Origin of the sequence: Lacticaseibacillus absianus (assembly GCF_013407595.1) — a bacterium.
Classification (GTDB): Bacteria; Bacillota; Bacilli; order Lactobacillales; family Lactobacillaceae; genus Lacticaseibacillus; species Lacticaseibacillus absianus.
The window spans coordinates 907,338-932,396 of record NZ_JABEKX010000002.1; the positions used below are offsets into that span (position 1 = coordinate 907,338).

The following is a 25,059-nucleotide window of genomic DNA, read 5'->3' on the forward strand; positions in this document are numbered from 1 at the left end:
CGTCCGTAAAAAAAATTGATTACCGCCGCCACACAAAAAAGGCAGGCACAACGCCCGCCTCTTGCTCATTTTTTCAGGTATGTCGGGCGCTGACCCGCCAGTTCGGCCCGGAACTGCAGATAGTTCTCGTAGCGACTGGTCATGATCGTCCCTGCCGCCACCGCCGCCTTGACCGCACAGGCCGGCTCGGCCACGTGCTGGCACGAGCGGAACTTGCAGTCAGACGCGCGGGCGACGAACTCCGGAAACCGCATCCGGAGGTCATCGAGCGTCACGTCCAGCAGGCCCAGCGAGCTGAACCCCGGCGTGTCCGCGACCAACCCGCCGTCGGCCAAGAACAGCTCAGTCGTGCGGGTCGTGTGCTTCCCGCGGTTGAGCGCTTTGGAGATCTCCCCGGTCGCTAGGCGCAGCCCGGGGACCAGGTGGTTGATCAGGGTCGATTTACCGGCCCCTGTCTGCCCTGTGAAGATCGTCAGCTTGTCTGCGAACGTCGCCCGTACCGCTTCCATCAGTGCCGCCGCAAACGGTGGCTCGCTGTGGAAAGTGCGGTAGCCGATCTGCTCATAACCGGCGAGACTGGCGCTGATCTCAGCCAGCCTGGCGGCGGAGATCAGGTCGGTCTTCGTCAGGTAGATCTCCGCGTGGATCTGCTTGCCCTCTAGGTAGACGAGGAAGCGATCCAGCAAGTTGAGCGAGAATTCCGGTTCAGCGGCTGCGACGACCAGGATCGCCTGATCGATGTTGGCGACTGGCGGCCGGACCAAAGCGTTCTCGCGCGGAAGGACCTTCAGCAGGTACCCTTCATCATCGGCCCCCACGCCGGGCGAGAACTCGGCAAAGTCACCCACCAGGGGGGCGACCTTTTTTTGCCGCAGATTCCCGCGGCCACGCGTGCGGTACACCGTTCCATCGACCGCAATGTCGAAGTAGCCGCTGAGCTGGCGAATGATGCGCCCGGTCAACTGTTGATCACTCAATATTATCCTCCGAGGCGACGACAACGCCATTGTTGACGACGCGGTACGCGCCACTGGTCGCATCATCGACCGTGAAGGTCAAGGTGATGGTCGTGTCGCTGGTGATGGTCATGTTCTTGTAGACTTGACTGATGTTGTGGGTCTTGTCTTGGATGTAGACTTGGACCTGGTTGGCACCGCTGGTGCTGCTCGAACTGCTGGCCGCATCGCTCGACGCGCTGGTGCTGGCGTCTGCCGGCGCCTCGTAAGTGATCGAGACGCGCCGGGTCACAGTCTTCGTCGTATCGCTAGCCGAAGAGCTAGACGCTTCCGGTTCCTTACCCTTGGACAGCGTCACGCGTAAGGTGTCCCCCTTGCTCATGTCCGTGCCTGCCGATGGCGACTGATCGACCACATTGCCCGACGCCACGCTGTCACTGTAATCCGCATCGTTGAAGGTCAGCGTCAAGCCGTGGTTCTCGGCATAGGCCTCGACCTGCGCCTTCGTCTGATTGCTCAGATTTGCCATTGCGAAGGTCTTCGTCCCGCTCGAGACCGTCAGGGTGATCGTCGTCCCCTTGACGACGACTTTTTTGCCAGCATCAAGGCTCTGCGCCATGATCTCGCCGGCAGCAACCGTGTCGGAGCTCTCTTCCTTCTTCTTGACGGTGAACCCACGATCGCGCAGGTCCCCCGCCACATCGACATAGTCTAGACCGACATAGTCCTTCAGCGTGTAGCGCTTCGGCCCGCTGGACAAGACCAGATCCACCTTGCTCCCGCTCTTGACGCTCGCCGCTTGACCCGGATCACTGCTGATCACGTGATCCTTATCGACCGACTCAGACGCCTTACGGGTGACACTGCCGAGCTCAAGGTCAGCGTTGGTCAGTGCGCCGACCGCCTGCGTGCGCGTCATGCCGCGCAGATCCGGCACGGTCGCATCGCCACGGTTGCCGCTGAAGGCGAAGATCAGCCCCCCGACGATCGCGACGAGCACGATCCCGAGCAGATAAAACGGCCAGTACGACCGCCAGTGCCGCTTCTTGGCGGCCTTGGGCAGCGGCGCCTTGCCCGCGCCGCCGGGGCGTGGGACCAACTTCGGGTCCTTAGGCGTCGGCGTAGCCGTCGCCGCCGCCATGCTTGGGATCACCTTCGTCTCATCCAGGCTGCCATCGGTCGGGACCACGTACTTGGGTTCGCGTGCGCGCGCTGGCGACAGCGCCGTTTTGAGGTCGGCCGCCATTGCGTCTGCGCTGGTGTAGCGGTTCGCCGGGTCCTTGGTGGTCGCCTTGAGCACGACGTTTTCAAGCGCCTGCGGGATGCGCGGATCGTAATCCCGCACCGCCGGCATGTCTTCTTGAAAGTGCTTCAAGGCGATCGAGACCGCCGAATCCCCCTCGAACGGGACCGTACCGGTCAGCATCTCGAACAGGATGATCCCCAGCGCGTAGATGTCACTTTGGCGCGTCGGCATGGCACCGCGCGCTTGCTCCGGGCTAAGGTAGTGGACCGAGCCGAGCAGCGAGTTGGTCTGCGTCATCGAGTTATCCGACAGCGCAACGGCGATGCCAAAGTCCGTGATCTTCGCGTTGCCGTCTGCATCGATCAAGATGTTTTGAGGCTTCAAGTCGCGGTGGATGATGTGATGGTCGTGCGCCAACTGCACGGCAGACAGGATCTGCTGCATGATGTCGATGACGCGCTGATACGGGATCGGAAAGTGCTCGACGATGTATTTTTTGAGGTCAGAGCCTTGCACGTACTCCATCACGAGGAACTGCTGACCATGCGCCGAACCGACATCGTAGATCGACACGATGTTCGGGTGCACCAGCTCGGTCGTCGCCATCGCCTCGCGCTGGAACCGCCGGATGGTGTCCGGATCGTTTTGAAGGTCCAAGCGCAGGACCTTGACGGCGACATCGCGATCGAGGATCAAGTCGTGGGCGAGGTAGACGTTCGCCATCCCCCCTTCGCCCAGCGTCTTGAGCAGCTTATAGCGTTCATTGAGAATATAGCCTGGTTCGATCAAATCTGCGCCCTCCAATCCTGGTGAATGATCAGTGCCGTGATATTGTCAGGACCGCCAGCGGCATTGGCCATGTCGATCAGCTGACCGGCCTTATCGCCGATCGGGACCGGCTGCGCCAAGACCGCGGCGATCTCCGGATCCGACACCTGATTGGTCAGCCCGTCCGAGCACAGCAACAGGTAGTCGTCGTATTCCATGTCGTAGATCGTCACGTCCGCATCGACATCTGAGGAGACGCCTAGGCTGCGCGTGATCACGTTGCGTTGCGGGAACTTCGCTGCTTCTTCCGGCGTCAGCTCCCCGGTCTTGACCAGCTCATTGACCAGACTGTGGTCTTCGGTGATCTGGATCAGGTGCCGGTTGCGATAAAGGTACCCGCGCGAGTCCCCGATGTTAGCGACAACGAAACGGTTACCGGAGATGATCACGGCGACCAGCGTCGTCCCCATGCCGCTGAGGTCCGCGTACTGCTGCGCTTTTTCCAAGATCACCGTGTTCTCTTCTTGCAGCTCAAAGATCAACCACCGCACGATCGTCTCGACGTCGGTGGTATTCGTCTTCTCAAAGGCGTAGCCGATATGGGACACTGCCATCTCCGAAGCGACGTCGCCGCCTTGGTGGCCCCCCATCCCGTCCGCCACGATCGCCAGCGTGGTGCCGGCGTCATTGGCAAACAGGCCGACGTAGTCCTGATTGTTCGGCCGTTTGCGGCCAATGTCTGTCCGATACGTGTATTCCATGGTGTCTCCTATGTCTTATCTCTCGCGCCGGCCGGCCGCTCAGCGCTTCACCAGACTCGCGATGAAGAAGCCATCCGTCCCGTAATCGTCTGGAAAAAGCTGAAGCGCAGGCCCCCCATGCGCGCGGTCCAACGGCTGGGCCAGCGGGACTGGGACCTGCTCGAACTCAGGGTGCGCCGCCAAAAACGCCGCGACGACCCCCTGGTTCTCCTCTTCGACCATCGTGCAAGTGCTATACGTCAGCCGTCCCTGTGATTTTAGCAGAGGGGCGGCCGCGTCGAGAAGTGCGCGCTGGATCTTTGGCAAATTCTCAAGGTCTTGTGGGGTCTTCTCGTAACGGATCTCAGGCTTGCGCCGGATCAAGCCCAGCCCTGAGCAAGGCGCGTCGATCAGGATGCGATCAAAAGACGCCGGGGCAAACGCCGTTCCGACTGTCCGGGCGTCCATCGCCTGCGCCGTGATGCGATCTGTCAGGCCCAGGCGCGCCGCGTTTTGTTCGATCAGGCGAACCTTGTGTGGGTGCAGGTCTAACGCGTCCACGTGGCCCCCAAGTGCAGGGTCGAGGAACTGCGCGATGTGCGTGGTCTTCCCCCCCGGAGCCGCGCAAGCATCGAGCACTCGGTCGCCAGGTTCAAGCGCCAGGCTCGGCGCGACCAGCATCGAGCTTTCGTCCTGCAAGGTGAAGGCCCCGACGACGAACTCCGGGAGCGCGGCAAAATGCCCGCCAGGCGCGACGAGGCCATCCGGTGACAGCAGGGAGTCGCGCAATTCAGGAAAGCGCGACTGTAGCTCGGCCTTGAGCTCGGCGCGGGTCCCCTTGGTCGTGTTCACGCGCAGGCTAGCCTCGGCTGGCTGGTTGATCGACGCCAGGATGCTGCTGGCCTTCTCAAGTCCGAGCTGGTCGACCAGCTTGTCGACCAGCCAGCGCGGTACGCTGGCGGTGACGCTGAGGCGCGCCAAGGGATCGGTGATCGTCTGCGGGTCCGGCAGACCGCGCCGCTGGATGTTACGCAGGACCGCGGTGACGAACTTCGCGATCCCGATGTGGCCCAGACGCTTGGCGATCTGCGTAGATTCGTAGAAGATCGCCCGTTCCGGGACCTTGTCGAGATAGACCATCTGAAACACGGCGGTGTCGAGCAGCACACGCACCCAGGCGTCGAGTGGCTTGGCGCCGATGAACGGCGCAAGGTAATAGTCGAGCGTCAGCTGATGTTGGATCACCCCGTAAACCAGCGTGGTCGCTAAGTTCGCGTCACGCGCCTCCAAGTGGGCCTGGCGCAAGCTCGCGTCGAGCGCGAGGTTCGCGTAGCTCCCCTGTGTGCGCACCTTCGTCAGGATCGTGACCGCCAGGGTCCGCGGGTCAGTTGGTTTCGCCAATGATCAAATCTCCTTCTTGAATAGACTGACCGGCGCCGTTCAAAAACGCCGCGATCGGTTGCTTCGCCTTGCCTGCTGGCTGCAGCTCATCGACGGCAAACGTGGTCCCGTCACCCGCCGCCAGCACCAAGCGCTTCTTACTGCGGGTGATCACCGTGCCCGGCACGGCCGCCGTGCGGTCCGCTAGCGGCGTGATCGCCCACAGCTTGGTGCGCACGCCCAGCAAGTCGACCCAGCCCCCGACGTCTGGCCGCAAGCCGCGGACCCAGTTGTCGAGCTGGACCGCCGGTAGCGTGATGTCGAGGTGTTCGTCAGCCTTCTTCAACGTCGGCGAGAACGTCACCTCGGCTTCTGGCTGTGGCGTCTTGGTGGCCGTACCGGCGATCACTGCCGGCAGGGTCGCCAGCAGCAGGTCCCGGCCCAGCAGACTGAGTTTGGCAAAGGCGGTGCCGGTGTCATCGGTCCGCGTCAGCGGCAACTTGGCCTGCGCGTACATCCCCCCGGCGTCCATCGCCTTGACCATCTCGATGATCGTCACGCCGGTCTCGGTATCACCGTTGATGATACTGTACTGGATCGGCGCCCCACCGCGGTACTTCGGTAGCAGGGAGCCGTGCACGTTGAGCGCTGCGATCTTCGCCGCGTTCAGAAACTTGGTCGGCAAAAACTGCCCATACGCGGCGGTGATGATCAGGTCCGGCGCCAGGGCGATCGCGTCGGCGAGCTCTGGTGAGCCGGCCAGCTTCTCCGGCTGCAACACCGGCAACCCCAGCGCGGTTGCGGCCTGCTTGACCGGGCTCGCATGCAGGACCTGCTTACGCCCCACTTTACGGTCGGGTTGGGTGAACACGGCCACCACGTCGTATTGTGCATTCAGCGCTTCCAGGATCGGCACCGCGAACTGTGGGGTGCCGAGAAAAATAATAGATGTCATTCATTAGCCTCGATTCGTCGGTCCATGTGCTCACTATTATACACGTCTCACATGAAATTCTGCGGCTCACGGTCGATCGCGACGAAGAATCCGTTGCGACTGGCCGCTTGCGTTTCGTCCAAGATCGCCTTGAGCGTCTGATCCAGTTGGGGTTCGCGCTTATACTTGATCACTAGCTGGTAGAAGTAGCGGTTCTTCAGTCGGGCGATCGCGCCGGGCGTCGGTCCAAGCACGATCGCGGTGGGCGACAGCGCCTTGCGCAGCTGCGCGGCCAGGCTGAAGATCGCCTTGGCCGCTTCGTCCTCATCCGGGTGGCTGACCGTCAGCTTCGTGGTGAAGTAGTACGGCGGGTAGTCCCCCCGGTGGCGGATCGTCATCTCGTGGCGAAAGAACCCTTCGTAATCATGGTGCTGCGCGAACTGGATCGCGTAGTGCTCCGGGTTGAAGGATTGGATGAAGACCTCACCGCGCTTATCGGCGCGTCCGGCGCGGCCGGACACCTGCGTCAAGAGCTGGAACGTCCGCTCACTGGCGCGAAAGTCCGGCATCCCCAGTCCCGTGTCGGCATTGATCACACCGACCAGTGTGACGTTCGGGAAGTCCAGTCCCTTGGCGATCATCTGCGTGCCCAGCAGGATATCCGCTTCACCCGCCCCAAACGCCGAGAGGATCCGCTCGTGCCCCCCCTTGCGCCGGGTCGTGTCCACGTCCATTCGCAGCACCCGCGCCTCAGGCAGCAAGGTGTGCAGCGACTGTTCCACTTTTTGCGTGCCCGTCCCGTAGTAGCGGATCTTCTTAGACCCGCAGCTCGGGCAGACCGTCGGGATCGGTTCCTCGTGACCGCAGTAGTGGCAACGCAGCGTGTGGGTGTCCATGTGCAACGTCAGGCTGATATCGCAGTTCGGGCACTGCACGACGAAGCCACACTCGCGGCACATCACGAAGCTCGAATAGCCCCGCCGGTTCAGCAGCAGCACACTCTGTTCCCCACGCGCCAGGCGCAGCGCCAGGGCGTCTAGGAGGTCCTTAGAAAAATCATCCTTGCCCCCGCGCTTATAGGCGTCGCGCATATCGACAATGTGCACCGTCGGCATCGGGTGTGCATTGATCCGCTGGGGCAGCATCAGCGGGGTGTAGACCTGCTTGGCGGCCCGCGCCCGCGATTCCAGGCTCGGCGTCGCCGATCCGAGGACCACCGGCGCGTGGTGCGTCGCCGCCCGGTGCAGGATCACATCGCGCGCGTGGTAGCGCGGGGCATCGTCTTGCTTATAACTCGACTCGTGCTCCTCGTCGATAATGAACACACCGATGTTGGTGAGCGGCGCGAACGCCGCGGAGCGTGCCCCCACGACCACGCGCGCCTCACCGCGCTGGATCCGGCGCCACTCATCGAACTTTTCACCATCGGATAAGCCGCTATGCATCACCGCGACAGTTGCGCCGAAGCGCCCCTTGACGCGGTGGACCATCTGCGGCGTCAACGCGATCTCTGGCACCAACATCATCGCGTTGCGCCCCTGAGCCAAAGCGGCAGCGATCACCTGCAGGTACACTTCAGTCTTTCCGGAGCCGGTCACCCCCTCCAGCAGGAACGTCTCGGCGCGTGTGGCTGTGACCGCCGCTTGGATCGCGGTCGTCACGGCCGCCTGCGCAGAGGTCAACGTCAGTGGCGCGGTGTGCGGCTGGTCGTCAAGTTGCGCGTAAGGCGCGCGGTAGACCTCACGCGCCTCGAGGGTCAACCACCCGCGCTTGGCGCCAGCCACCAAGTCCGCACGCACTAGGCCGGTGTCTGCCGTCACCGCGGCGACCGCAGGCGTCTCATGCGCCGCCTGCCACTGGGCCAGTAGGTCCAGCAGCTGCAACTGCTTCGTGGCGTTCGGGCGGACAGCAACACGCAACGCGGCGTAGTCGGCCTCAGCGTCAGGGACGACATAGTCTTGCGTCTTGACCGTCGCGCGATCCTTGCGCGCGTAATGGAGGGTCAGTGCCCCGCTTTGGACCAATCGCAGGACCTGCGCCGTCGCCGCCTCATCGAGGTCGGCCAGCGGCAGTCCTGCACGGTCGCCGAGCAGCGCTTGCGCCGCTGGCGTCGGCTTAGGCCCTAGGACCGCCGTCTTGATCGTCTCGATCTTCAGCATTGTCGGCAACATCGTCTGGATGCAGGTGATCCAAAACGCGAAGGTGGTCTGCGCGAGCCACTGCGACAAGGCGAGTCCCTCTGCGTTCAACACGGGGGTGTAATCCAGCACCGCCAGGATCGGCTTCAGGTCGCCGTCATAGTCAGCCGCCGCGTTGACGGCGACCACCATGCCTGCGACCTGCCGCGCGCCGCGGCCGAACTGGACCCACACCCGCATGCCCGGCTGGATCTGGCCGGCCAACGCCGCGGGGATCGCGTAATCGAAGGGTTTGTCCGTCTGCATCGTCGGCACATCGACGATGACCTTGGCGACGGCGGTCATGCCCGCACCTGCTGGATGTGACGGAGGATCGCCGCGGCCACATTGACTTTGCTGGCCTCAGGCACACTGACCGGTGCTTGGTCCGGCGTCAGCAGCGTCACTTGGTTGGTCGCCGCGTTGAAGCCGTGGCCGTCACCGACCCGGTTGGCCACGAGCATGTCCACGTGCTTGCGCGCGAGCTTGGCGGTCGCGTTCGCTAGGACATCATTCGTCTCGGCCGCAAACCCAACGACGAATTGGTGCGTCTTGGTCGCCCCCAGCCCCGCGAGAATATCGGGATTCTGCACCAGCTCAAGGGTGAGGCCCGCGTCACCGGTTTTTTTGAGTTTCTGCGTCGCCGTGTACTTCGGTCGGTAATCGGCCACAGCCGCGGCCATGATCACCACATCGGCCGCCGCGAACGCTGCCTGCACGGCCGTCTGCATTGCCTGCGCCGTTGTCACCGAGATGACCGTCACCCCTGGGAGGACCGGCTGGTCGCCGGTCGTCACCAAGGTCACTTGGGCCCCTGCGGCCGCGGCAACATTGGCCAGCGCGGTGCCCATCTTGCCAGAGGAGTCGTTGCCGATATAGCGCACCGGGTCGAGGCGCTCGCGCGTGCCGCCAGCAGTGATCAGCACCGTTTGACCCGCTAAGAAGGGCTCGGGCTGTGCGGTCGCGATGAAAGCCTCGATCACTGGCAGGTCAGGCATTCGCCCGACCGCCGCGTACCCCTCCGCCAAAAACCCAGTGGCCGGCGGCAGCACCTGCCACCCCATGTCCCGCAGGTGCGCCACGTTGGCTTGCGTCTGTGGGTTCACCCACATCTGGTCGTTCATCGCCGGGACTAAGAGCTTCTGCCCCCCAAACGCCAGCAGCGTCGTGGTTACCACGTTATCCGCCAGCCCGGCCGCCAGCTTCGCGATCGTGTTCGCCGTGGCCGGGACCACCACCGCCTGGTCCATCCAGTGCGCGAGCGCCACGTGTGCCACATGCGCTGGCTCGGCGAACTCACGCGCATCGGTCAAGACTGAGTGCTTGCTGACGGTGGCCAGCGTTGCAGCCGTCACGAAGGCTTCTGCCGCCTGCGTCATTGCGACCCGGACCTCTGCCCCACCGCGGATCAAGCTGCGGATCAGCAGTGGGACCTTGTATGCGGCGATCCCGCCTGTCACCATCACTCCGATATGTTGCGTCATGCCACGCGCCTCCTCATCAGTTGCCATGCGCATGCGCGCATGATTCTGCGTCATATTATACCAGACCTGCCTCACCGGCGGTCACACCGTCACCAACACCGCTACGCCTAACGCAAAAAAACCGCCCTGTCAGGCGGTCGCTAACGCGCTTATGCTTCGTGGTCCAACTTTTCGGCGTCGCGCTCGAGCAGCTTGGATTCCGGGTCGATGATCACGTCACCGGCTGCGACTTCCTCTAGCGCCTGGCCGACCATTTTCTTCGACCGGTACGTGGACAGCATCCGGATACTCCCGGGCGTTTCTAGCTCGTGCGCGCGCTTCGCGGCCAACACCGCCAGCGAGTAACGAGACGGCACCTTCGCGAGCAACTTATCGATAGATGGGTAGATGATCATGTTTGTCTCTCCTTTTGGTCAGTTGACCATGTTCTTGTAGCGATCGATCACCCGCGGGACCCGCAGGTGTTCGCTTTCGATGATCCGCTCGATCCGCGCGACGGCCTTCTGGACCTCATCGTTGACGACGGCGTAGTCGTAGTTCGCCATCATCTGGATCTCTTCTTTGGCCTGCGCGATGCGCTTTTCGATCACCTCAGCCGAATCCGTCCCGCGGCCGGTGAGGCGGTTCTTCAGCTCCATCAGGTCTGGCGGGGTCAAAAAGATGTAGACGCCATCGGGGCACTTCTCACGCACCTGCATCGCCCCTTTGACCTCGATCTCAAGCAGGACGTCTCGCCCTGCATCCAACGTCTGGTTCACATACTTGAGCGGTGTGCCGTAGTAGTTGTCGACATACTTGGCATATTCCAGCATCTGCCCGGCTGCGATCTCCGCTTCAAACTGCGCTTTGGTGCGGAAGTAGTAATCGACCCCATCCACCTCACCGGGTCGCATCTGACGCGTCGTCATCGAGACCGAGTACTGAAAGTCGCGATAATCCCCTTCGAGCATGGCTTGCCGCACCGTTCCCTTCCCGACCCCACTCGGGCCAGACAAAACGATGAGCATTCCCCGTTCCTGCATGCTTTAACCTCTTTCATTAACTGTATTAGACCTATTATGCGGTGTTTACCCGCAAAATTCAAGGTCTATCCGGCGGTTCCGCACCGCAGCACGGCGCTGACCGGCATTCACGCCGGATGCCGCCTTGCGCGCCCACATCAAGTGGCCCGGAACACCTGCGCCAGGTCAGTCGTCGCCAGCACCCGCTGCGCCGCTTTTTGCCCGGCCACGAGGAGCGCCGCGCGACTACGTGGGCGAAAGTCGAGGATGCCGGTGGTGCGCGGCGCCGGCTGGATCAAGTAGTCGGCCGCACCACGCACTGGCCCGAGGCCCTGGGCCGCGATCGCGATCACCGTCGTGGCCCCCAGATCGCGGGCGATGTCGACTGGCAGGTCGTTCACCACCCCACCGTCGATGTACGTCACGCCGTCGATGGTGACCGGCGCGAAGACGCCGGGGATCGCTGCGCTCGCCAGCAACCACACTTTGGCGGTCGCCGCTTGCAGCGTGACGACATGTGCGCGCGTTCGGCCGACTCCACACACCGCCAGTGCCGGCCACGGGTAGCGCCGCGGCAATGCAATCAGCGCATCGAGTTGCGGCTCGAAGACGACCGGTCGACCGGGCACCCCGACGACCTGGCTAGGCAGCGCGGTCAACCACCACTGGCACATGGCCGCCGCATCCAGCCGGGTGGTCGCAAACGCGTTCATCGCGCCGATCGATGTGCCCAAAGTGAAACGAGGCCGGAGCCCTGCCGCCGTCAACGCTTGGTACGCCCCGGCCTGAAAGGCCCCACGCGCGCCACCCCCTCCAAACACCACTGCTACCGTCATTTGCGATCCTCCCCCAAAAAAGATTTCACCAAAGTCCTTGCACATCAGAACGTTTGTTCGTATAATGAAGACACAAACAAACGTTCGGAGGTCATCACCATGGAAAATCACGCCCACACCCTTCAATCTGTCACGCACACCCTGATCAAGTCAACGCGCGAGTTCTTCGCCTTGGAAGAACCGGCCGTGGTGATGCCACAATTCCAGCTCCACGCATTCGCCGCTCAGGCACACGCCAAGCATTACTTGGTCGCCGCCTTTTTCGCCGGTGAGGGAGACCCGATGGCCGGGCACCTGACGCGACAGCTCGGCGACGGACGCTATCTGCTTCAAGCATACCGCAGCAACGTGGTGCGTGTCGTGTCCCTCGCTCAGCTGACCTTCATCCAGAAGCTGTGAACCCGATCACGACGCAGACAAATAGGGCGGCCCCCCACAGGAGCCGCCCTATTTTTTTGCGCCTGTGCCTCACGCGCGCAGGCTCGCCTTCGTCTTCGCGGCCATCGCCAGCATCTCCGTCGCGTGCTCGATCGCCAGGTGGGTGACCTCTTCACCAGCCAGCATCCGCGCGATCTCGCGCACCCGCGCGGCGTGGTCGAGCTTGGCCACCGTGGTCGTGGTCCGCCCGCCAGCCACCCGCTTCTCGATCACATACTCGTGGTCGGACATCGCCGCGACCTGCGGCAGGTGGGTGATACACAACACCTGCGAGTTCATGGCGATCTGACTGATCTTGTTGGCGATCGCCTGTGCGACCCGGCCAGAGACGCCGGTATCGACCTCATCGAAGATGATGCTGGTCACGCCGTCCGTCTTCGCAAAGATCGTCTTTAGTGCCAGCATGATCCGCGACAGTTCACCACCACTGGCGATGCGTGCGAGCGTCTTGGCCGCCTCGCCCGGGTTCGTCTGAATGTAAAATTCGACCGTGTCGAGCCCATCGGCCCGCAGTTCCCCGGCCACCAGCGGCGTGAAGTGAACGGTGAACACCGTTTTGGCCATGTACAACGCGGCCAGCTGCTGGTGGATCGCTGCCGCCAACGCATCGGCCGCCTTGACGCGGGCCGTGTGGATCGTCGCCCCCAGAGCCAAAAGCGCCTCGTGCTGGGCGGTGACGCGCTGGTCGAGCCCAGACGCGTCAGCCTCTGTCGCCTCCATGTCTGCGAGTTCGGCCGCCGCTTTTTGCCCGTACGCAATGACCGCCTCGACGGTGGCCCCGTACTTGCGCTCGAGCTGCGCAATCAGATCCAGCCGCTTCTCAACGTCGTCTAGGCGCCCCTCATCCCACGACAGCTCATCGATCTGGCGAGACAGGTCTCCTTGGGCGTCTTGCAGGCCGTAATACGCCGTTGCGATGGTGCTAGCGATGCTGTCAAACGCCGGATCGAGCGCCGCGACGCCTTGCATCTTCGCCATCGCCTGGGCGATCAGATCGAGGGGGTTGGCCTCTTCGTTGCTGAACAGCGCGTAGCTGTCGTTCAAGGCATCGGCGATCCGCTGATAATTCGCCAAGCGATCACGCTCGGCTGCCAACTGCTCGTCTTCGTTCGGTTGCAACGCCGCGCTTTGGATCTCACCGACTTGAAAGCGCAGCATATCCAGCCGCTGTGCCCACTCGCGTTCGTTAGCCTGCTTCTTGTGCAAGGCCGCCATGTCTTTGGTGTACGCAGCATAGGCCGTGTGGTACTCGGTCAATAACGGCGCGAGCGACGCGCCGGCGAACTGGTCCAGCAGGCCGAGGTGCGTCTCGGGATGGATCAGCTGCTGGTGCTCGTTTTGCCCGTGGATATCCACCAACGTCTCCCCAATCGCCCGCAGCGTGGCCGTGTTGACCAACGTGCCGTTGACGCGGCAGAGGTTGCGCCCCGTCGCGTAAAGTTCCCGGGCGAGCAGGACCGTCCCTTCATCTGGGGTCAGGCCGTATGTCGCCATCACCTCGGCCGTTCGCGGATTAGACGTCGCATCGAACAGCCCCTGCAGGCTGGCCTTCGCCGCGCCGGTGCGCACGAAATCCACGCTTCCGCGCCCGCCGGCAAGCAGGCTGACGGCGTCGATGATGATTGACTTCCCGGCGCCGGTCTCGCCGGTCAAGGCGGTCATCCCAGTCGTGAAGCTGAGTTCGAGGTCCTCAATGATCGCAAAATCGTGGATCGCGAGTTCTTGCAGCATGTTATCCCACCATTCCGTCTAGCATCTTCAACACGGACTCCGCCTCATCTGCCCCGCGGCAGATCACCAGGATCGCTGCATCGCCGGCGATCGAGGCGAAGATCCGCGGGTCCTCCAGCTGATCGATCAGTGTACCGACCGCCGGGGCGGTCCCAGGCGACATCACCAAGTGGACGAACTGCGCCATCACATCACCGCGCAGGTACGCCCCGGCCAGTGTCCGCCGCAACTTATCCAGCGGCGCCAATTGTTTTTCAGGTGGCAGGCTGTACCGGTACTGCCCGTTAGCCATCGGCACCTTGACCAGCTGCATCTCCTTGATGTCGCGCGAGATCGTCGCCTGCGTAACGGGGATCCCTAAGGCGTCGAGCTTGGTCACGAACTCACCCTGCCGCTGGATCACGGTGTGCTCGACCAATCGCCGAATGTGCGCCTGACGTTCACTTTTTTGCATATTGCCACCTGCTTTCCGTATCTATACCCGTAGTCTAACGCATTTTGCATGTTCATGCTAGTTTAATGAATAGATATGCAGATACGAAAAAAAGGCCCACCCGCCACGGCGAGACCTCGATGGGGTCAGTGCCCCGGACGCAGCTCCGCGTAGGCACGCGCCAGCGTCTCTTTGACGGAGACGGACTCGGCGCGCACGCCAGGCACCGTGGCCGCGTTTTGCAGGTGGATCAAAAACTCGATGTTGCCTTCGCCCCCCTTGATCGGGCTGAAGTCCAACCCGAGGACGTTGTATCCGGTCGCCAGGGCGAAGTCGACGATCATGGTCAACACGTCTTCGTGCACTTTAGGATCACGCACGATCCCTTTTTTGCCGACATTGGCCGGACCGGCTTCGAACTGGGGCTTGATCAGTGCAACGGCGTGTCCGCCCGGGGCCAGGATCGGCTTCAGCGGCGGCAGGATCAGACGCAGGGAGATGAAGGAGACGTCGGTCATTGCGAACTCGACGGGGCCGGCCGTGAAGTCCGCCGGCTTGCTGTAGCGGAAGTTCACGCGTTCCATCACGGTGACCCGCGGATCCTCGCGCAGCTTCCACGCCAGTTGGTTGTACCCGACGTCAAGCGCATAGCTACGCTTGGCCCCGTGCTGCAGCGCGACGTCGGTGAACCCACCGGTGGAGGCGCCGATATCAAGCACAGTTTTGTCGGTCAAGTCGAGCGCAAACACGTCCAGCGCCTTAGCGAGCTTGAGCCCGCCACGACTGACATACGGCATCACCTTGCCCTTGACGTGCAGGACCGCATCGGCCGCGATCTTGACGCCGGGCTTGTCCAGCCGCTCATTGTTCTGGTCGTACACTTCGCCCGCCATCACGGCGCGCTTGGCCTGCTCGCGGGAGGTGAACAACCCCTGCTCGACTAGCAGCACATCTACTCGTTCTTTTGCCATGTTACTCCTTATACTTAGTCAGCCGTTGCCCTGAGGCGACCCATCAGCCAGGTGCGTCAGTCAAAATACGTCAGAAACGCGCGCAGCTGGGGGGCCGCGACGCTGAGGTGGCTGAGCGCATCCCGCGCCATCATCAACTGGGTGGCCAGCGCCTTTTGCGCATCGGCCATCCCCATGATCGCCGGAAACGTTGCCTTGTCGGCCGCCACGTCCTTATTGGCCGTTTTGCCCAGCTCTGCAGTCGACTTGGTCACATCGTTGAGGTCGTCTTGGATCTGAAACGCGAGCCCAAACGCTTGCGCGAATTTGCGCAGGGCGACGGCATCATAGGCGTCGGCCGCGACCAGATCGGCGCCCATCATCACTGCACACTCGATCAGCGCACCGGTCTTCAGTGCCTGCAACAACCGCAGATGCGCGATGTCGAGGTGATGATGCTCGCCGTCCATGTCCATCACTTGGCCCGCGACCATACCGTTGGCGCCGACCGCCTGCGCGAACCGTTGCGTGAGCGCGACGACGGTTGCCGCCGGGGCCTCGGTCTGCGCGAGCATCGCGAAAGCCTCGCTTTGCAGCGCATCCCCCGCGAGGATCGCGAGTGCGTCGCCGAACTGCCGGTGATTGGTCGGCTTGCCGCGACGCAGGTCATCGTTGTCCATTGCCGGCAAGTCGTCGTGGATCAGCGAGTACGTGTGCAGATACTCGAGCGCCGCGGCAGCCGGAAGCGCCTGCTCAACGTCCCCGCCGAAGCTATCAACGGTCACCAGCAGCAGCAACGGCCGCAACCGCTTGCCCCCTGCGAATAGTGAGTAGCGCATCGCGTCTTGTAAGTGCTGGTTCGCGATCGCGCCGAGCCGAGCCGCCATCGTCGCCTCGATCAGTGGGATGAACGTCTGCGTGCGGGCCTCAAGCATTGCCATCCGGCGCAAAGTCGACCGTCGTGCCGTCCTCCTTGACCATCTGCGTGACGGTTTGCTCTGCAGTCTTCAGCGTCGCCTCGAGTTGCTTACTCAGGGTCACGCCGCGCTTGAACTGGTCGAGCGCCTCTTCTAGGGGCACGTTGCCCTGCTCCAGATTGGCGACGATCTGCTCGAGTTGGGCGAGGTTCTGTTCAAAAGTCGGTTCTTCAGCCATAGTTACTTCCTTTCTGCGATCACGACCGGGACATCCCCATCGCTCACATGGATCGAAGCCTGCGCGCCGGGGACGAAGTCCTGGGTCCGGCTCAGCATCTTGCCGTCTACATCGGTCACATAACTATACCCACGCCCCAGGATCTTGAGCGGGCTCAGGTGGTCCAGTGACTCGACCGCCGCCCCGAAGGTCTGGCGCCGGGTCGCGACCAGCCCCTGCACCGCCCGGATCAACCGCGCGCGGTCGGCCGCGAGCGTCTGCTGCGCCGTGGTCACGCGGACCGCAAGCTGTCGCGGTCGCAACTGCGCCTGCGCGACGGCGACCCGCCGCGCCTGCCCGTCCAGCTGGGCGCGCATACGCTCGCCCAACCGCGTGGTCAGCAGGTCGACTTGTTGTGCGTACTGGTCATACAACCGCGTCGGCTGCGTCAGCACAACGCTGCGTTGCGCGTGACGCAACCGATCCGTCTGGGCCTGCAGTCGGTTGCGCATCGCTGTGACCAACCGCAGCCGGTCTTCCGTGATGCGATCCAGCGCATCGACCAGCGTGATCGGGGTGACGAGCTCGGCGGCAGCTGTCGGCGTTGCGGCGCGGTGATCCGCGATGAAGTCGGTGATCGTGGTATCTGTCTCGTGACCCACCGAGCTGACGATCGGCATCGGCATCTCGACGAGCGCCCGCGCAACGCGCTCCTCGTTGAACGGCCACAGGTCTTCGATCGACCCGCCGCCGCGCCCGATGATCAAGGCGTCAAAGCCGCCCATGCGCCGGATCCGCTCGAGTTGCGCGACGATACTGTCAGCGGCCTGGTCACCCTGCACAACGGCGGGAAACAGCGTCAGCTGCAGGATCGGGTAGCGCCGCGCAACCGTCGTCCGGATGTCTTGGATCACCGCCCCACTCGGACTGGTGATCACAGCCACTCGGCGGGGGAACAACGGCAGCGGCCGCTGGTTACGGGTGAAGAGCCCTTCCGCGCCGAGCTTCTCTTTCAGTTGTGCCAACGCCTGATACAAGGCCCCGACCCCATCCGGCTCCATCGAGTCGATAACGATCTGGTATTGCCCCGAGGCGTTATATAACGTGATCCGGCCGGTAACACGTACCTTCATCCCTTCTTCGGGGCGAAAGCGCAACTTGGCGAAGGCCGGTTTGAACATGACCGCCGAGATCTTCGCGTGATCATCCTTCAGGGAAAAATACTGATGCCCCGGACGCAGCCGGAAGTTCGAGATCTCCCCGGTCAAAAACACCCGCGCCAAGTAGGGATCGAGGTCAAATTTGCGGCGCAGATACTGCGTCAGCGCGCTGACTGATAGATAATCTGATTCAGGCATGCACTCGCCTCTTTGCTAATTCGACAGTCTGCATCATCAGCGCCGCGATCGTCATCGGACCAACGCCGCCCGGGACCGGCGTGATCGCCCCAGCGATCGGCGCAACACTCGCGTAATCAACGTCTCCGACCAGCTTGCCGGCCGCGTTGCGATCCATCCCGACATCGATCACCACTGCGCCTGGCTTGACCATGTCTGCGGTGATGAACTCCGGCACGCCTGTCGCGACCACGAGCAGGTCGGCCTGGCGCGTCACCGCCGCCAGGTCGCGGGTCTTGCTGTGGGCGATCGTGACGGTCGCATTATGATTCAGCAACAGCCCCGCCATCGGCCGCCCAACGATGTTGGAGCGCCCGACGATCACGGCGTTCATCCCTGTCACGTCTAGCCCATAATGCGCGAGTAGCGCCATGATCCCGTAAGGCGTCGAGGCGACGACCCCTGGTGTGTGGGTCCACAGGCGCCCGACATTGACCGGATGAAAGCCATCGACATCCTTGTTCGGGTCGATCGCTTCGATCACCGTGTCTGCGTCGATCTGCGGCGGTAGTGGCAGCTGAACCAAGATTCCGTCGACTGTGGGGTCCTGGTTCAGGCGCGCGATCACGTCTAGGAGCGCGGCCTGCGTCGTGGTCGCCGGTAAGGTCTCTTTGATCGACCGGATGCCGAGGCTCTCGGCGCGACGCTGCTTGTTACGTACGTAGATCGCGCTGGCTGGGTCATCGCCCACCAGCACCACGGCCAGCCCCGGGGTCACCCCTTGGCTGCGTAAGTCGCTCACCGTCTGGGCAAGTGTCGTCATCAACGTGTTGGCCGTCTGTTTCCCGTCAAGAATCGTCGTCATGTGTCGTCCTCCTCAGGCTATTATAAAGGATATGCTGTGTCTGTACCAAAAAATAAATAATAGGGCAAAAATGCGAAAGGGACCCGGGACAGCAGCGAACGTGTCCCAGGTCCTTGCGCGTATCTGATAATGCCTCACGGGCGTGCCCTCACCGCCACACCCGCTTGCGATCAGGCCTTGACGTACTGGCCCAAGATGCCATTCACGAACTTCGCGGCTTGGTCATCGCTGTACTTCTTCGCCAACTCGATCGCTTCGTTGACCGCCACCTTGTCCGGGAGGTCGGGTTCGTATTGGACCTCGTACAGGCCCAACCGAAGAACGACCAGATCCGGCCGCGTCAGCCGGTCTAAGCGCCAACCCGCTTTGAGCTTGCCGGTGATCGCAGCGTCGAGCTCTGCCTCATGGGCAAGCACGCCGTCGATCAGCGCGACCATGTAGTCACTGGCGACTTGGTCATCGCCGAGCACGTCCTGGTAGACCTGCTCACGGTCGGCTTCCGGGTTGCCATCCAAGGCGAACAGGGCCTTGAACGCCGCTTCCCGAGATTCATGTCTGCCTATCATGCGTCGTCTTCCTCGGTTTCGTTGTCGTCGTCTTTGAACAGGTCATCTGGGTCGATCTTCGCCGTTTTTTCCGGCACGACGCCCACCACGTGCACGTTGACCTCATCCAAGGTGAGATCTGTCATGAAGAGCAACTGTTCCCGCAGCGTCTCCTGCATGGCCAAGGCCACCTTCGGCACGGCGACCCCGTAGTCGAGGTAGACGTACACGTCTGCGGTCAGCCGCTCGCCGTCCACGGTCAGGGCCACCCCTTTACCATGGTTGGCGCGGCCGAACCACTCATTGATCGAGCTGGTGAGGCTCCCACGCATCTGGTAGACACCGTCGACCGACACCGCGGCAATGCCCAAGATGACCTCCAAGACCTCTGGGACGATCTCGATCGTCCCTTGCGCATCCGTGCGGTTGGCAAGTATGATATTCGTTTCTTCAGCCATTAGGCATCCTCCTCATATCCGTGTGCGTCGTCACCTCTGCGCGCGCTAGGCGCGCGAGATGTAACTGCCGTCTTGCGTGTTGATCGTCAAGACGTCCCCTTCATTGACGAAAAACGGAACGTTGACGACCAACCCGGTCTCCATCGTCGCCGGCTTCGTTCCACCGCTGCTGGTGTTCCCGCGCACGCCCGGCTCGGTCGCGGCGACCGCCAGATCGACCGTGTTCGGCACTTCGACCCCCAGGGTCTCACTGCCGTGCATCATGATCTTGACGGCCATGTTTTCCTTCATGTACTTGAGCTCGTCGCGGATCTCATCCCCCGGCAGGGTCAGTTGGTCGTAGCTTTCCATGTCCATAAACACATAGGAATCCCCGTCAGCGTACAGGTACTGCATCGTCTTGGTGTCGATCTGGGCTTTTTCGACCTTTTCAGTGGAGCGGAAGGTCTTCTCCTGAACGGCCCCCGTGCGCAGGTTCTTCAGCGTCGAGCGAACGAACGCAGACCCTTTCCCCGGCTTGACGTGCTGAAATTCAACGATCCGCCAAAGACCGCCTTCTACTTCGATCGTCAAGCCGTTTTTAAAGTCGTTTACAGAAATCATTATGGTTCCTCCATTGTCGTTTGTCCATTACCTCTAACTATATCAATCTCCACCGGGTCGCGCAACCGCGCCGTCAAGGTCTTGGCGGCAGGTCAGCCAAGCGGTGAATCGGATCAATGGAGTTGCGGGTGTCCCCGCTCATTCGCGGTCTGCCCGCACTGGGGGCCGCTGCGTGCTGTTATCAATCGCTCACCTTCACTACCAAGATCTCAGCTGGCGCCGGCGTGCTCAGCAACTGGGCCCCATCTGCCGTGATCAGCAGGTCATCTTCAATGCGGACGCCACCGATGCCAGGCAAGTAGATCCCAGGTTCGTTCGTCTCAACGTTGCCTGGCACCTGACCGACTTGGTTGTAGACGCCCCAAGCGCCAGGGCCTTCGTGGATCGACAGACCAATCCCGTGCCCAGTGCCGTGGCCAAAGTACTGCCCATAACCGGCAGCGTCGATGAACCCGTGCGCGCAATCGTTGATCGCTCGGCCAGTCACCCCCGGGGCCATCAGTGCGGTGACCCTCGCGTTCGCCGCGTACACGACCTTGTAGATGGCCCGGATCTGCGGATCCGGCTCACCGACCGCAAACGTCCGGGTCAGGTCGGACATATAGCCGTGATAGACACAGCCCCAATCTAGCGTGACCACGTCTCCAGCCTCGATCACCTTGTCTGTCGCCGCCCCATGTGGCATCGCTGAGCGCGCCCCGCTGGCGACGATCGTCTCAAAAGATGGGCCAGAGGCCCCGAGCTGGCGCATATAAACCTCAAGGTCCAGCGCCACAGCCGCCTCAGTCATCCCCGGCTGGATTGTTGCCAGCACGTGCTGATAACCGGCCTCTGCGATCTCGATCGCCCGCTGGATCAGCGCGAGCTCCGTTGCGTCTTTGACCTCACGCAGCTGGGCGACCAAATTCGTCGTCGCGATCCACTCGACGGTCGCCGGAAGCTTCGCGTACGCCGCGTACACCAGCGTCTCGGCCTCAAACCCGATCCGGTGCAGCGCGTGTGTCGTCGCCAGCGTGCCGGCTTCTGCGAGCACACCGGCCTGGTGCAAGACCATCTCCGCGTTCGTGACCTCGACTTTGACCTGCTCCGTGAAGCGGGAATCCGTGATCAACCACGCGTGCGTCGCGCTGACCAACAGCGCGCTCTCTTCACCGGTGAAACCGGTCAGGTACGTGATATTCGTCGCATCGGTGACGAGCATCGCATCTAGTTCTTGCGTCTGCAGCTTCGCCTGCAGGTGCTGTAATCGTTCGTTTGCCATAGTGATCCCTCCGTGATGGCGGTGGTGGGACCGGAGTCACTCACCCTTGGTCGGTCAAAAAAACGCCCCGTGACCGGGGCGCCTTTGTGTTATTCAGCTTGTTCGACTGGATAAACTGATACTTGCTTGCGGTCGCGGCCAAGGCGCTCGAATTTCACGATGCCGTCTGCCTTTGCAAACAACGTATCATCACCGCCACGGCCGACGTTGGTGCCTGGGTGGATCTTGGTCCCGCGTTGACGGTACAAGATGTTCCCGGCAAGAACGAACTGGCCGTCAGCGCGCTTGGAGCCAAGACGCCGACCGGCAGAGTTCCGCCCGTTAGAAGTGGAACCGCCCCCCTTATGGTGGGAGAAGAATTGTAAGTTCATCTTTAACATAGTCTGTACACCTCCGAATATTGAATTAGGCTCTATTTGGTTTGCACCGTTACATAATCGCCGTAATCCGCCGCGATGTCTTGCATGGCCAGCAATAAACTCTCCAGCAAGATCTGCGTGGTGTGGCGCTGATCCTGGCTGATGCGGTGCGGAATGGTCACATCGAGGTGACCGCCGTTGACCTCATCCGCCACGACTGTCGGTTCGTAGCCGGCGAGGGCTTCGATCCCGTTGACTGCACCGATACTGACGGCTGACACCGCCGCACAGACGATGTCTTGGCCGTACTCACCGGAGTCTGCGTGCCCCGTCAGCTTGAACTGATGTAGCGCGCCGTCTCCGTCGCGGGTAAAAATCGCTTTGATCATGTGTTCAACTCCTAGTTAGGCGTTGATCGCGTCGATGACAACCTTCGTGTAAGGTTGACGGTGACCCTTCTTCTGGTGGCTGTGCTTCTTAGGCTTGTACTTGAAGGTCACGACCTTCTTTTCACGCCCTTGCTTCTCAACCTTACCCGTAACGGTCGCGCCGTCGATCGTAGGCGTGCCGATCTTAGCATCGCCTTCACCGCCGACCAAGATCACTTGGTCGAAGGTGACCGTTGCGCCTTCTTCAACATCGAGCTTCTCGACGTAAAGTGCTTCGCCGACTTCGGCTTTGTATTGCTTACCGCCAGTTTTGATAATTGCGTACATCTTGTGCACCTCCTGTTGCCCGTAGGCTTTTTCCCCTGAGGACTCGCCAAGTCAGGTGCTACGCTTGAAAACCTGACGTTGTGCGGTTGCAGATGAGGGGTGACAAATACAACGTGTCGATTATAGCAAATCCCCCGGCAAGGCACAAGTGAAAGTTTGTGTCACCGTGCGCCAGGCTTGTTGCCGTCTACGATATCCGCTATACTGGCAGGCAGAGATCACCGTTAGAGGAGTGCGGACATGTTAATTCTCAGCTACCTATTATTATTCTTGCTGGTCGCCGGCCTGATGATCGTCGTCACGGCGCGGCTGCACGCCCCGTTGAACCTGACGATCGACGCCGTCGCGGCCGTCATCATCCTGGCCACCGCCCTCAAGCTGTTCGGCGTCGGGCTGTTAACACTCAGCCTGCTTGTGTGGATGATCGCCCTAGTGGCGGGGCTTTATGCCTTACGCAACTATCTGCGCCAGCGTTGACGCGTAAAAATCAAAGGGTCAGGCATTTGCCCGACCCTTTTTGCGTGCGCGGCGTCAGGCCGCGCGGTGCCCCTGCCAAGGGCTTCAGTATAGCACAAAGCGCACACCCAAAGGGCGTGCGCTGACAATCGGCATTAGTTATTCAGCTGCGCCACTGCCTGCTCGATCGTCCGACCAGTCCCAGTGTGCTGCTGGTCTGTCAGGTCGATCGCGATGAACAGTTGCGACTGCGTGTCTAATTGGATCTTGTACTTCATGTAAATTACCTCCATTCGAAATTGCATGAATGGTCTCTTTGGTAGCGATGAATTCATCTTACTGATTTTAAGTAATTTAGTCAAGCGTTATCATGAAAATAAGGTTAAACATCAGACCTAAGACCTAGTCCGATTGCCATCACCAGTTAATCCGCCCGTGGGGTTGAGTCCCAACAGACCTGGCGGTATGATTGGGATGTCCACAATTATATTGGTCTGGAGGGATTTTGATGGAACGCACCTTCACACGCGCAACGCTCGCCCACTACAATGGGGTCGATGACCCCCACAAGTATGTCGCGATCGACGGCATCGTCTACGATCTGACTGATGTGCCCGCTTGGGGCGGCGAGAATCACCATGGCAACCACGCCGGGCAGGATCTGACCGCCGCCATCGCGCACTCACCGCACGGCAAAGGGGTGCTGACCAAGCGTCCGGTCGTTGGCCGCTACATCGGCTAACGCCCCGCATCGACTCGACGCCCCCACCGGGCGCCTTTTTGTGTCTCACCGCAGAAGGTCATTGCTCGACCACAACGATCGGACTACAATGGTCACTAGTGTTCGGTCGCTTAGACCATCCGGAGGTGAACCGATGAAAAATACATCCAAAAGTGGCGGCTGTCTGCTCGCCCTGATCGCCCTTTTCGCCTTCGCCGTCCTGATCACCTACTGGTACGTGTTCCTCGGCCTGGCGCTCCTCGGCGGCGCGATCTGGTACTACTACCACCGCCAAAAATTGGCGGCAGCCGCGGCAGCCGCCGCGCAAGCCGCCCAGCAAGCCGCCGATCAGCAGCAACAAGCCGCGACTGCGGCCAAGATCGACCGGATCCGTGCGTTCAAGGCCCTGCTGGACGAAGGCGCGATCACCCAAGCGGAGTTCGACGCGCAAAAGGCCAAACTGCTCGAACAAGATGACCCGCTCGACTACTGACTGGCCTCTGCCAAGCCCGGCTCGCCGGGCTTTTTTTGCTGCCCACTGCTCTGGGCATGGGGGTGACGAGCCGAGGTCATTTATAAAGAATTAAATTGTTTGCAACTCATTCTTCAATATAAGATAATAGGGGTATATCAAAGGAGGGATTATCTATGAGTTTAGATGGTAAAGTCGACAGCACAAGGGACAAGATCTCCGGTAAGGCCAAAGAAGTTGAAGGCAAGGTCACTGGCGATAAGGCCCGCGAAGCGCAAGGCAAGGCGGAGGGTGTCCTTGGCAAGGTCAAAGAGAAGCTTGATGACGCCAAGGATGCGATCAAAGACACCGTGGACGACGTCAAAGACAAGTTAGACCGCGACTAAGCACGCACCACCCAGACCGGCGACCCGCCGGTCTTTTTTGCGCTGCAACGCAAAAAAGGCGCCGAAGCGCCTTGGCCAAAATCACTGATTCGCCTGAACGGCCTGGTCTGCCTTGGCCCGGGTCGCCTGGACCTCCGTCAATGCCTGATCAAGGTCCGCGTTGCCCTTAGCCTGCGCCGCGTTAAGCTGTTGCTGCGCCGTCGCCAGTTGCTGTTGCAAGGCCGCAGCTCTCTGGTTTGCGGCGTCCACTTCCTGCTGTTTGGCCGCGACCTTCCGATTCCCTTCCGCGATCTTCTGGTCGATCTCGGCGATCTTGGCTTGAAGCGCCGCTTGCTTATCGGCGTCAGCTTGCACCAGCTGATCCTGCAAGCCCTTGATCTGGTCCTGGCTCCCCGCCACCGTCGCCTTCGCGCTGGCCAGGTCGGCGTTGAGCTGCGTGATCTGGGTATTCTTCGCTTGAACCCGGCTCGCCAGAGTGTCGATGTCCGTGTTGATCGCCACGACATCCACGTGTCCCGCCCAGTAGTTATCAGCGAAGGTTTTGGCGCCGAATCCAGTCGCCATCAGTGCGACAGCCGCCACAACGGCGGCCAGTCCTTGTTTGAAGGTCATTTTCAATGCTATCTCTCCTATTTTCTAACGTGTGACATCGCAATGTTTGACAGCATACCC

Annotated in this window: 31 protein-coding genes and 1 other annotated feature; of the genes, 5 read left to right on the forward strand and 26 right to left on the reverse strand. The window is 61.6% G+C overall.

What is annotated here, in order from left to right; translation table 11 throughout:
- Window positions 1-65: 65 nt before the first annotated feature.
- The 10 genes from rsgA to HII33_RS13915 all read right to left on the reverse strand — a co-directional run bounded on the left by rsgA (window position 66) and on the right by HII33_RS13915 (window position 11,522).
- A complete protein-coding gene (rsgA, locus tag HII33_RS09655; protein WP_246287366.1) occupies window positions 66-977 on the reverse strand; it encodes a ribosome small subunit-dependent GTPase A in 912 nt (303 codons plus the stop codon).
- Entirely contained in the window at window positions 970-2,991 is a 2,022-nt protein-coding gene (gene pknB, locus HII33_RS09660; protein WP_179395588.1) for a Stk1 family PASTA domain-containing Ser/Thr kinase, read from the reverse strand. Before pknB ends, rsgA begins: the two co-directional genes overlap by 8 nt.
- Complete coding sequence (locus HII33_RS09665) at window positions 2,988-3,731, reverse strand: Stp1/IreP family PP2C-type Ser/Thr phosphatase (protein WP_179395589.1); 744 nt, start codon at window positions 3,729-3,731, stop codon at window positions 2,988-2,990. Before HII33_RS09665 ends, pknB begins: the two co-directional genes overlap by 4 nt.
- A 39-nt stretch (window positions 3,732-3,770) precedes the next feature.
- A complete protein-coding gene (rsmB, locus tag HII33_RS09670; protein WP_179395590.1) occupies window positions 3,771-5,111 on the reverse strand; it encodes a 16S rRNA (cytosine(967)-C(5))-methyltransferase RsmB in 1,341 nt (446 codons plus the stop codon).
- Window positions 5,095-6,045 carry a methionyl-tRNA formyltransferase gene (fmt, locus tag HII33_RS09675; protein ID WP_179395591.1) on the reverse strand — a complete coding sequence of 317 codons (951 nt, stop codon included), beginning with the start codon at window positions 6,043-6,045 and terminating at the stop codon, window positions 5,095-5,097. Before fmt ends, rsmB begins: the two co-directional genes overlap by 17 nt.
- A 47-nt stretch (window positions 6,046-6,092) precedes the next feature.
- Window positions 6,093-8,507, reverse strand: a complete 2,415-nt coding sequence (gene priA, locus HII33_RS09680) for a primosomal protein N' (protein ID WP_179395592.1) — start codon at window positions 8,505-8,507, stop codon at window positions 6,093-6,095.
- The gene (coaBC, locus tag HII33_RS09685; protein ID WP_179395593.1) at window positions 8,504-9,685 is read right to left on the reverse strand and encodes a bifunctional phosphopantothenoylcysteine decarboxylase/phosphopantothenate--cysteine ligase CoaBC; all 1,182 of its coding nucleotides are present in this window, start codon (window positions 9,683-9,685) and stop codon (window positions 8,504-8,506) included. The genes priA and coaBC overlap by 4 nt, the downstream gene beginning before the upstream one ends.
- 149 nt (window positions 9,686-9,834) lie before the next feature.
- Window positions 9,835-10,080: a DNA-directed RNA polymerase subunit omega gene (gene rpoZ / locus HII33_RS09690; protein WP_179395594.1), complete on the reverse strand. Its 246-nt coding sequence runs from the start codon at window positions 10,078-10,080 to the stop codon at window positions 9,835-9,837.
- 18 nt (window positions 10,081-10,098) lie between these two features.
- Window positions 10,099-10,707 (reverse strand): guanylate kinase, encoded by a 609-nt coding sequence (gmk, locus tag HII33_RS09695; protein WP_179395595.1) that lies wholly within the window; start codon window positions 10,705-10,707, stop codon window positions 10,099-10,101.
- A gap of 137 nt (window positions 10,708-10,844) precedes the next feature.
- Window positions 10,845-11,522, reverse strand: a complete 678-nt coding sequence (locus HII33_RS13915) for a patatin-like phospholipase family protein (RefSeq protein ID WP_281362270.1) — start codon at window positions 11,520-11,522, stop codon at window positions 10,845-10,847.
- Window positions 11,523-11,621: 99 nt separating this feature from the next.
- On the opposite strand from HII33_RS13915, the gene HII33_RS09710 reads away from it, so the two are divergent.
- Window positions 11,622-11,921 carry a hypothetical protein gene (locus tag HII33_RS09710; protein ID WP_179395596.1) on the forward strand — a complete coding sequence of 100 codons (300 nt, stop codon included), beginning with the start codon at window positions 11,622-11,624 and terminating at the stop codon, window positions 11,919-11,921.
- 69 nt (window positions 11,922-11,990) lie between these two features.
- Here HII33_RS09710 and recN read toward each other — a convergent pair whose 3' ends face one another.
- From recN to rplU, 14 genes are all read right to left on the reverse strand, one after another.
- Complete coding sequence (gene recN, locus HII33_RS09715) at window positions 11,991-13,691, reverse strand: DNA repair protein RecN (protein WP_179395597.1); 1,701 nt, start codon at window positions 13,689-13,691, stop codon at window positions 11,991-11,993.
- A gap of 1 nt (window position 13,692) precedes the next feature.
- On the reverse strand, window positions 13,693-14,145 hold the full coding sequence (locus HII33_RS09720; protein ID WP_179395598.1) for an arginine repressor: 453 nt from the start codon (window positions 14,143-14,145) through the stop codon (window positions 13,693-13,695).
- 125 nt (window positions 14,146-14,270) lie between these two features.
- On the reverse strand, window positions 14,271-15,095 hold the full coding sequence (locus HII33_RS09725) for a TlyA family RNA methyltransferase (protein ID WP_179395599.1): 825 nt from the start codon (window positions 15,093-15,095) through the stop codon (window positions 14,271-14,273).
- A 56-nt stretch (window positions 15,096-15,151) separates the two neighbouring features.
- Window positions 15,152-16,015, reverse strand: a complete 864-nt coding sequence (locus HII33_RS09730) for a polyprenyl synthetase family protein (protein WP_179395782.1) — start codon at window positions 16,013-16,015, stop codon at window positions 15,152-15,154.
- Complete coding sequence (locus tag HII33_RS09735; protein ID WP_179395600.1) at window positions 16,002-16,229, reverse strand: exodeoxyribonuclease VII small subunit; 228 nt, start codon at window positions 16,227-16,229, stop codon at window positions 16,002-16,004. The genes HII33_RS09730 and HII33_RS09735 overlap by 14 nt, the downstream gene beginning before the upstream one ends.
- A gap of 2 nt (window positions 16,230-16,231) precedes the next feature.
- Window positions 16,232-17,566: an exodeoxyribonuclease VII large subunit gene (gene xseA / locus HII33_RS09740; RefSeq protein ID WP_179395601.1), complete on the reverse strand. Its 1,335-nt coding sequence runs from the start codon at window positions 17,564-17,566 to the stop codon at window positions 16,232-16,234.
- A complete protein-coding gene (gene folD / locus HII33_RS09745) occupies window positions 17,559-18,410 on the reverse strand; it encodes a bifunctional methylenetetrahydrofolate dehydrogenase/methenyltetrahydrofolate cyclohydrolase FolD (RefSeq protein WP_179395602.1) in 852 nt (283 codons plus the stop codon). Before folD ends, xseA begins: the two co-directional genes overlap by 8 nt.
- Window positions 18,411-18,580: 170 nt before the next feature.
- Window positions 18,581-18,976: a transcription antitermination factor NusB gene (nusB, locus tag HII33_RS09750; protein ID WP_179395603.1), complete on the reverse strand. Its 396-nt coding sequence runs from the start codon at window positions 18,974-18,976 to the stop codon at window positions 18,581-18,583.
- Window positions 18,973-19,413 (reverse strand): Asp23/Gls24 family envelope stress response protein, encoded by a 441-nt coding sequence (locus HII33_RS09755; protein WP_179395604.1) that lies wholly within the window; start codon window positions 19,411-19,413, stop codon window positions 18,973-18,975. The genes nusB and HII33_RS09755 overlap by 4 nt, the downstream gene beginning before the upstream one ends.
- Before the next feature lie 45 nt (window positions 19,414-19,458).
- Window positions 19,459-20,016, reverse strand: a complete 558-nt coding sequence (gene efp, locus HII33_RS09760; protein ID WP_179395605.1) for an elongation factor P — start codon at window positions 20,014-20,016, stop codon at window positions 19,459-19,461.
- A 181-nt stretch (window positions 20,017-20,197) separates the two neighbouring features.
- The gene (locus HII33_RS09765) at window positions 20,198-21,277 is read right to left on the reverse strand and encodes a M24 family metallopeptidase (RefSeq protein WP_179395606.1); all 1,080 of its coding nucleotides are present in this window, start codon (window positions 21,275-21,277) and stop codon (window positions 20,198-20,200) included.
- Between the two features lie 89 nt (window positions 21,278-21,366).
- A complete protein-coding gene (gene rpmA, locus HII33_RS09770; protein ID WP_125704470.1) occupies window positions 21,367-21,657 on the reverse strand; it encodes a 50S ribosomal protein L27 in 291 nt (96 codons plus the stop codon).
- Between the two features lie 32 nt (window positions 21,658-21,689).
- Complete coding sequence (locus HII33_RS09775; RefSeq protein WP_179395607.1) at window positions 21,690-22,025, reverse strand: ribosomal-processing cysteine protease Prp; 336 nt, start codon at window positions 22,023-22,025, stop codon at window positions 21,690-21,692.
- Between the two features lie 15 nt (window positions 22,026-22,040).
- On the reverse strand, window positions 22,041-22,352 hold the full coding sequence (gene rplU, locus HII33_RS09780; protein ID WP_179395608.1) for a 50S ribosomal protein L21: 312 nt from the start codon (window positions 22,350-22,352) through the stop codon (window positions 22,041-22,043).
- A gap of 28 nt (window positions 22,353-22,380) precedes the next feature.
- Window positions 22,381-22,450: a sequence feature (ribosomal protein L21 leader region), on the reverse strand.
- Between the two features lie 142 nt (window positions 22,451-22,592).
- On the opposite strand from rplU, the gene HII33_RS09785 reads away from it, so the two are divergent.
- Entirely contained in the window at window positions 22,593-22,829 is a 237-nt protein-coding gene (locus tag HII33_RS09785) for a hypothetical protein (RefSeq protein ID WP_179395609.1), read from the forward strand.
- A 134-nt stretch (window positions 22,830-22,963) separates the two neighbouring features.
- Here the strand turns inward: HII33_RS09785 and HII33_RS13920 are convergent, their stop codons facing one another.
- Entirely contained in the window at window positions 22,964-23,086 is a 123-nt protein-coding gene (locus tag HII33_RS13920) for a hypothetical protein (RefSeq protein ID WP_281362271.1), read from the reverse strand.
- 230 nt (window positions 23,087-23,316) lie between these two features.
- Here HII33_RS13920 and HII33_RS09790 point away from each other — a divergent pair, with 230 nt between their 5' ends.
- The 3 genes from HII33_RS09790 to HII33_RS09800 all read left to right on the forward strand — a co-directional run bounded on the left by HII33_RS09790 (window position 23,317) and on the right by HII33_RS09800 (window position 24,387).
- Window positions 23,317-23,550 carry a cytochrome b5 domain-containing protein gene (locus tag HII33_RS09790; RefSeq protein ID WP_425483987.1) on the forward strand — a complete coding sequence of 78 codons (234 nt, stop codon included), beginning with the start codon at window positions 23,317-23,319 and terminating at the stop codon, window positions 23,548-23,550.
- 133 nt (window positions 23,551-23,683) lie between these two features.
- Entirely contained in the window at window positions 23,684-24,022 is a 339-nt protein-coding gene (locus HII33_RS09795; RefSeq protein ID WP_179395611.1) for an SHOCT domain-containing protein, read from the forward strand.
- 155 nt (window positions 24,023-24,177) lie between these two features.
- Window positions 24,178-24,387 carry a CsbD family protein gene (locus HII33_RS09800; protein WP_179395612.1) on the forward strand — a complete coding sequence of 70 codons (210 nt, stop codon included), beginning with the start codon at window positions 24,178-24,180 and terminating at the stop codon, window positions 24,385-24,387.
- Window positions 24,388-24,468: 81 nt separating this feature from the next.
- On the opposite strand, the gene HII33_RS09805 is transcribed toward HII33_RS09800, so the two are convergent.
- Entirely contained in the window at window positions 24,469-24,999 is a 531-nt protein-coding gene (locus HII33_RS09805; RefSeq protein WP_179395783.1) for a hypothetical protein, read from the reverse strand.
- Window positions 25,000-25,059: the final 60 nt, after the last annotated feature.

Coding starts and splice junctions, on each gene's coding strand:
- HII33_RS09665 (WP_179395589.1), bottom strand. CDS start 3,731: ATGGAATACACGTATCGGACAGACATTGGCCGCAAACGGCCGAACAAT.
- fmt (WP_179395591.1), bottom strand. CDS start 6,045: ATGACATCTATTATTTTTCTCGGCACCCCACAGTTCGCGGTGCCGATC.
- priA (WP_179395592.1), bottom strand. CDS start 8,507: ATGACCGCCGTCGCCAAGGTCATCGTCGATGTGCCGACGATGCAGACG.
- coaBC (WP_179395593.1), bottom strand. CDS start 9,685: ATGACGCAACATATCGGAGTGATGGTGACAGGCGGGATCGCCGCATAC.
- rpoZ (WP_179395594.1), bottom strand. CDS start 10,080: ATGATCATCTACCCATCTATCGATAAGTTGCTCGCGAAGGTGCCGTCT.
- gmk (WP_179395595.1), bottom strand. CDS start 10,707: ATGCAGGAACGGGGAATGCTCATCGTTTTGTCTGGCCCGAGTGGGGTC.
- HII33_RS13915 (WP_281362270.1), bottom strand. CDS start 11,522: ATGACGGTAGCAGTGGTGTTTGGAGGGGGTGGCGCGCGTGGGGCCTTT.
- HII33_RS09710 (WP_179395596.1), top strand. CDS start 11,622: ATGGAAAATCACGCCCACACCCTTCAATCTGTCACGCACACCCTGATC.
- recN (WP_179395597.1), bottom strand. CDS start 13,691: ATGCTGCAAGAACTCGCGATCCACGATTTTGCGATCATTGAGGACCTC.
- HII33_RS09720 (WP_179395598.1), bottom strand. CDS start 14,145: ATGCAAAAAAGTGAACGTCAGGCGCACATTCGGCGATTGGTCGAGCAC.
- HII33_RS09725 (WP_179395599.1), bottom strand. CDS start 15,095: ATGGCAAAAGAACGAGTAGATGTGCTGCTAGTCGAGCAGGGGTTGTTC.
- HII33_RS09730 (WP_179395782.1), bottom strand. CDS start 16,015: ATGGCAATGCTTGAGGCCCGCACGCAGACGTTCATCCCACTGATCGAG.
- HII33_RS09735 (WP_179395600.1), bottom strand. CDS start 16,229: ATGGCTGAAGAACCGACTTTTGAACAGAACCTCGCCCAACTCGAGCAG.
- xseA (WP_179395601.1), bottom strand. CDS start 17,566: ATGCCTGAATCAGATTATCTATCAGTCAGCGCGCTGACGCAGTATCTG.
- folD (WP_179395602.1), bottom strand. CDS start 18,410: ATGACGACGATTCTTGACGGGAAACAGACGGCCAACACGTTGATGACG.
- nusB (WP_179395603.1), bottom strand. CDS start 18,976: ATGATAGGCAGACATGAATCTCGGGAAGCGGCGTTCAAGGCCCTGTTC.
- HII33_RS09755 (WP_179395604.1), bottom strand. CDS start 19,413: ATGGCTGAAGAAACGAATATCATACTTGCCAACCGCACGGATGCGCAA.
- efp (WP_179395605.1), bottom strand. CDS start 20,016: ATGATTTCTGTAAACGACTTTAAAAACGGCTTGACGATCGAAGTAGAA.
- HII33_RS09765 (WP_179395606.1), bottom strand. CDS start 21,277: ATGGCAAACGAACGATTACAGCACCTGCAGGCGAAGCTGCAGACGCAA.
- rpmA (WP_125704470.1), bottom strand. CDS start 21,657: ATGTTAAAGATGAACTTACAATTCTTCTCCCACCATAAGGGGGGCGGT.
- HII33_RS09775 (WP_179395607.1), bottom strand. CDS start 22,025: ATGATCAAAGCGATTTTTACCCGCGACGGAGACGGCGCGCTACATCAG.
- rplU (WP_179395608.1), bottom strand. CDS start 22,352: ATGTACGCAATTATCAAAACTGGCGGTAAGCAATACAAAGCCGAAGTC.
- HII33_RS09785 (WP_179395609.1), top strand. CDS start 22,593: ATGTTAATTCTCAGCTACCTATTATTATTCTTGCTGGTCGCCGGCCTG.
- HII33_RS13920 (WP_281362271.1), bottom strand. CDS start 23,086: ATGAAGTACAAGATCCAATTAGACACGCAGTCGCAACTGTTCATCGCG.
- HII33_RS09790 (WP_425483987.1), top strand. CDS start 23,317: ATGGAACGCACCTTCACACGCGCAACGCTCGCCCACTACAATGGGGTC.
- HII33_RS09795 (WP_179395611.1), top strand. CDS start 23,684: ATGAAAAATACATCCAAAAGTGGCGGCTGTCTGCTCGCCCTGATCGCC.
- HII33_RS09800 (WP_179395612.1), top strand. CDS start 24,178: ATGAGTTTAGATGGTAAAGTCGACAGCACAAGGGACAAGATCTCCGGT.
- HII33_RS09805 (WP_179395783.1), bottom strand. CDS start 24,999: ATGACCTTCAAACAAGGACTGGCCGCCGTTGTGGCGGCTGTCGCACTG.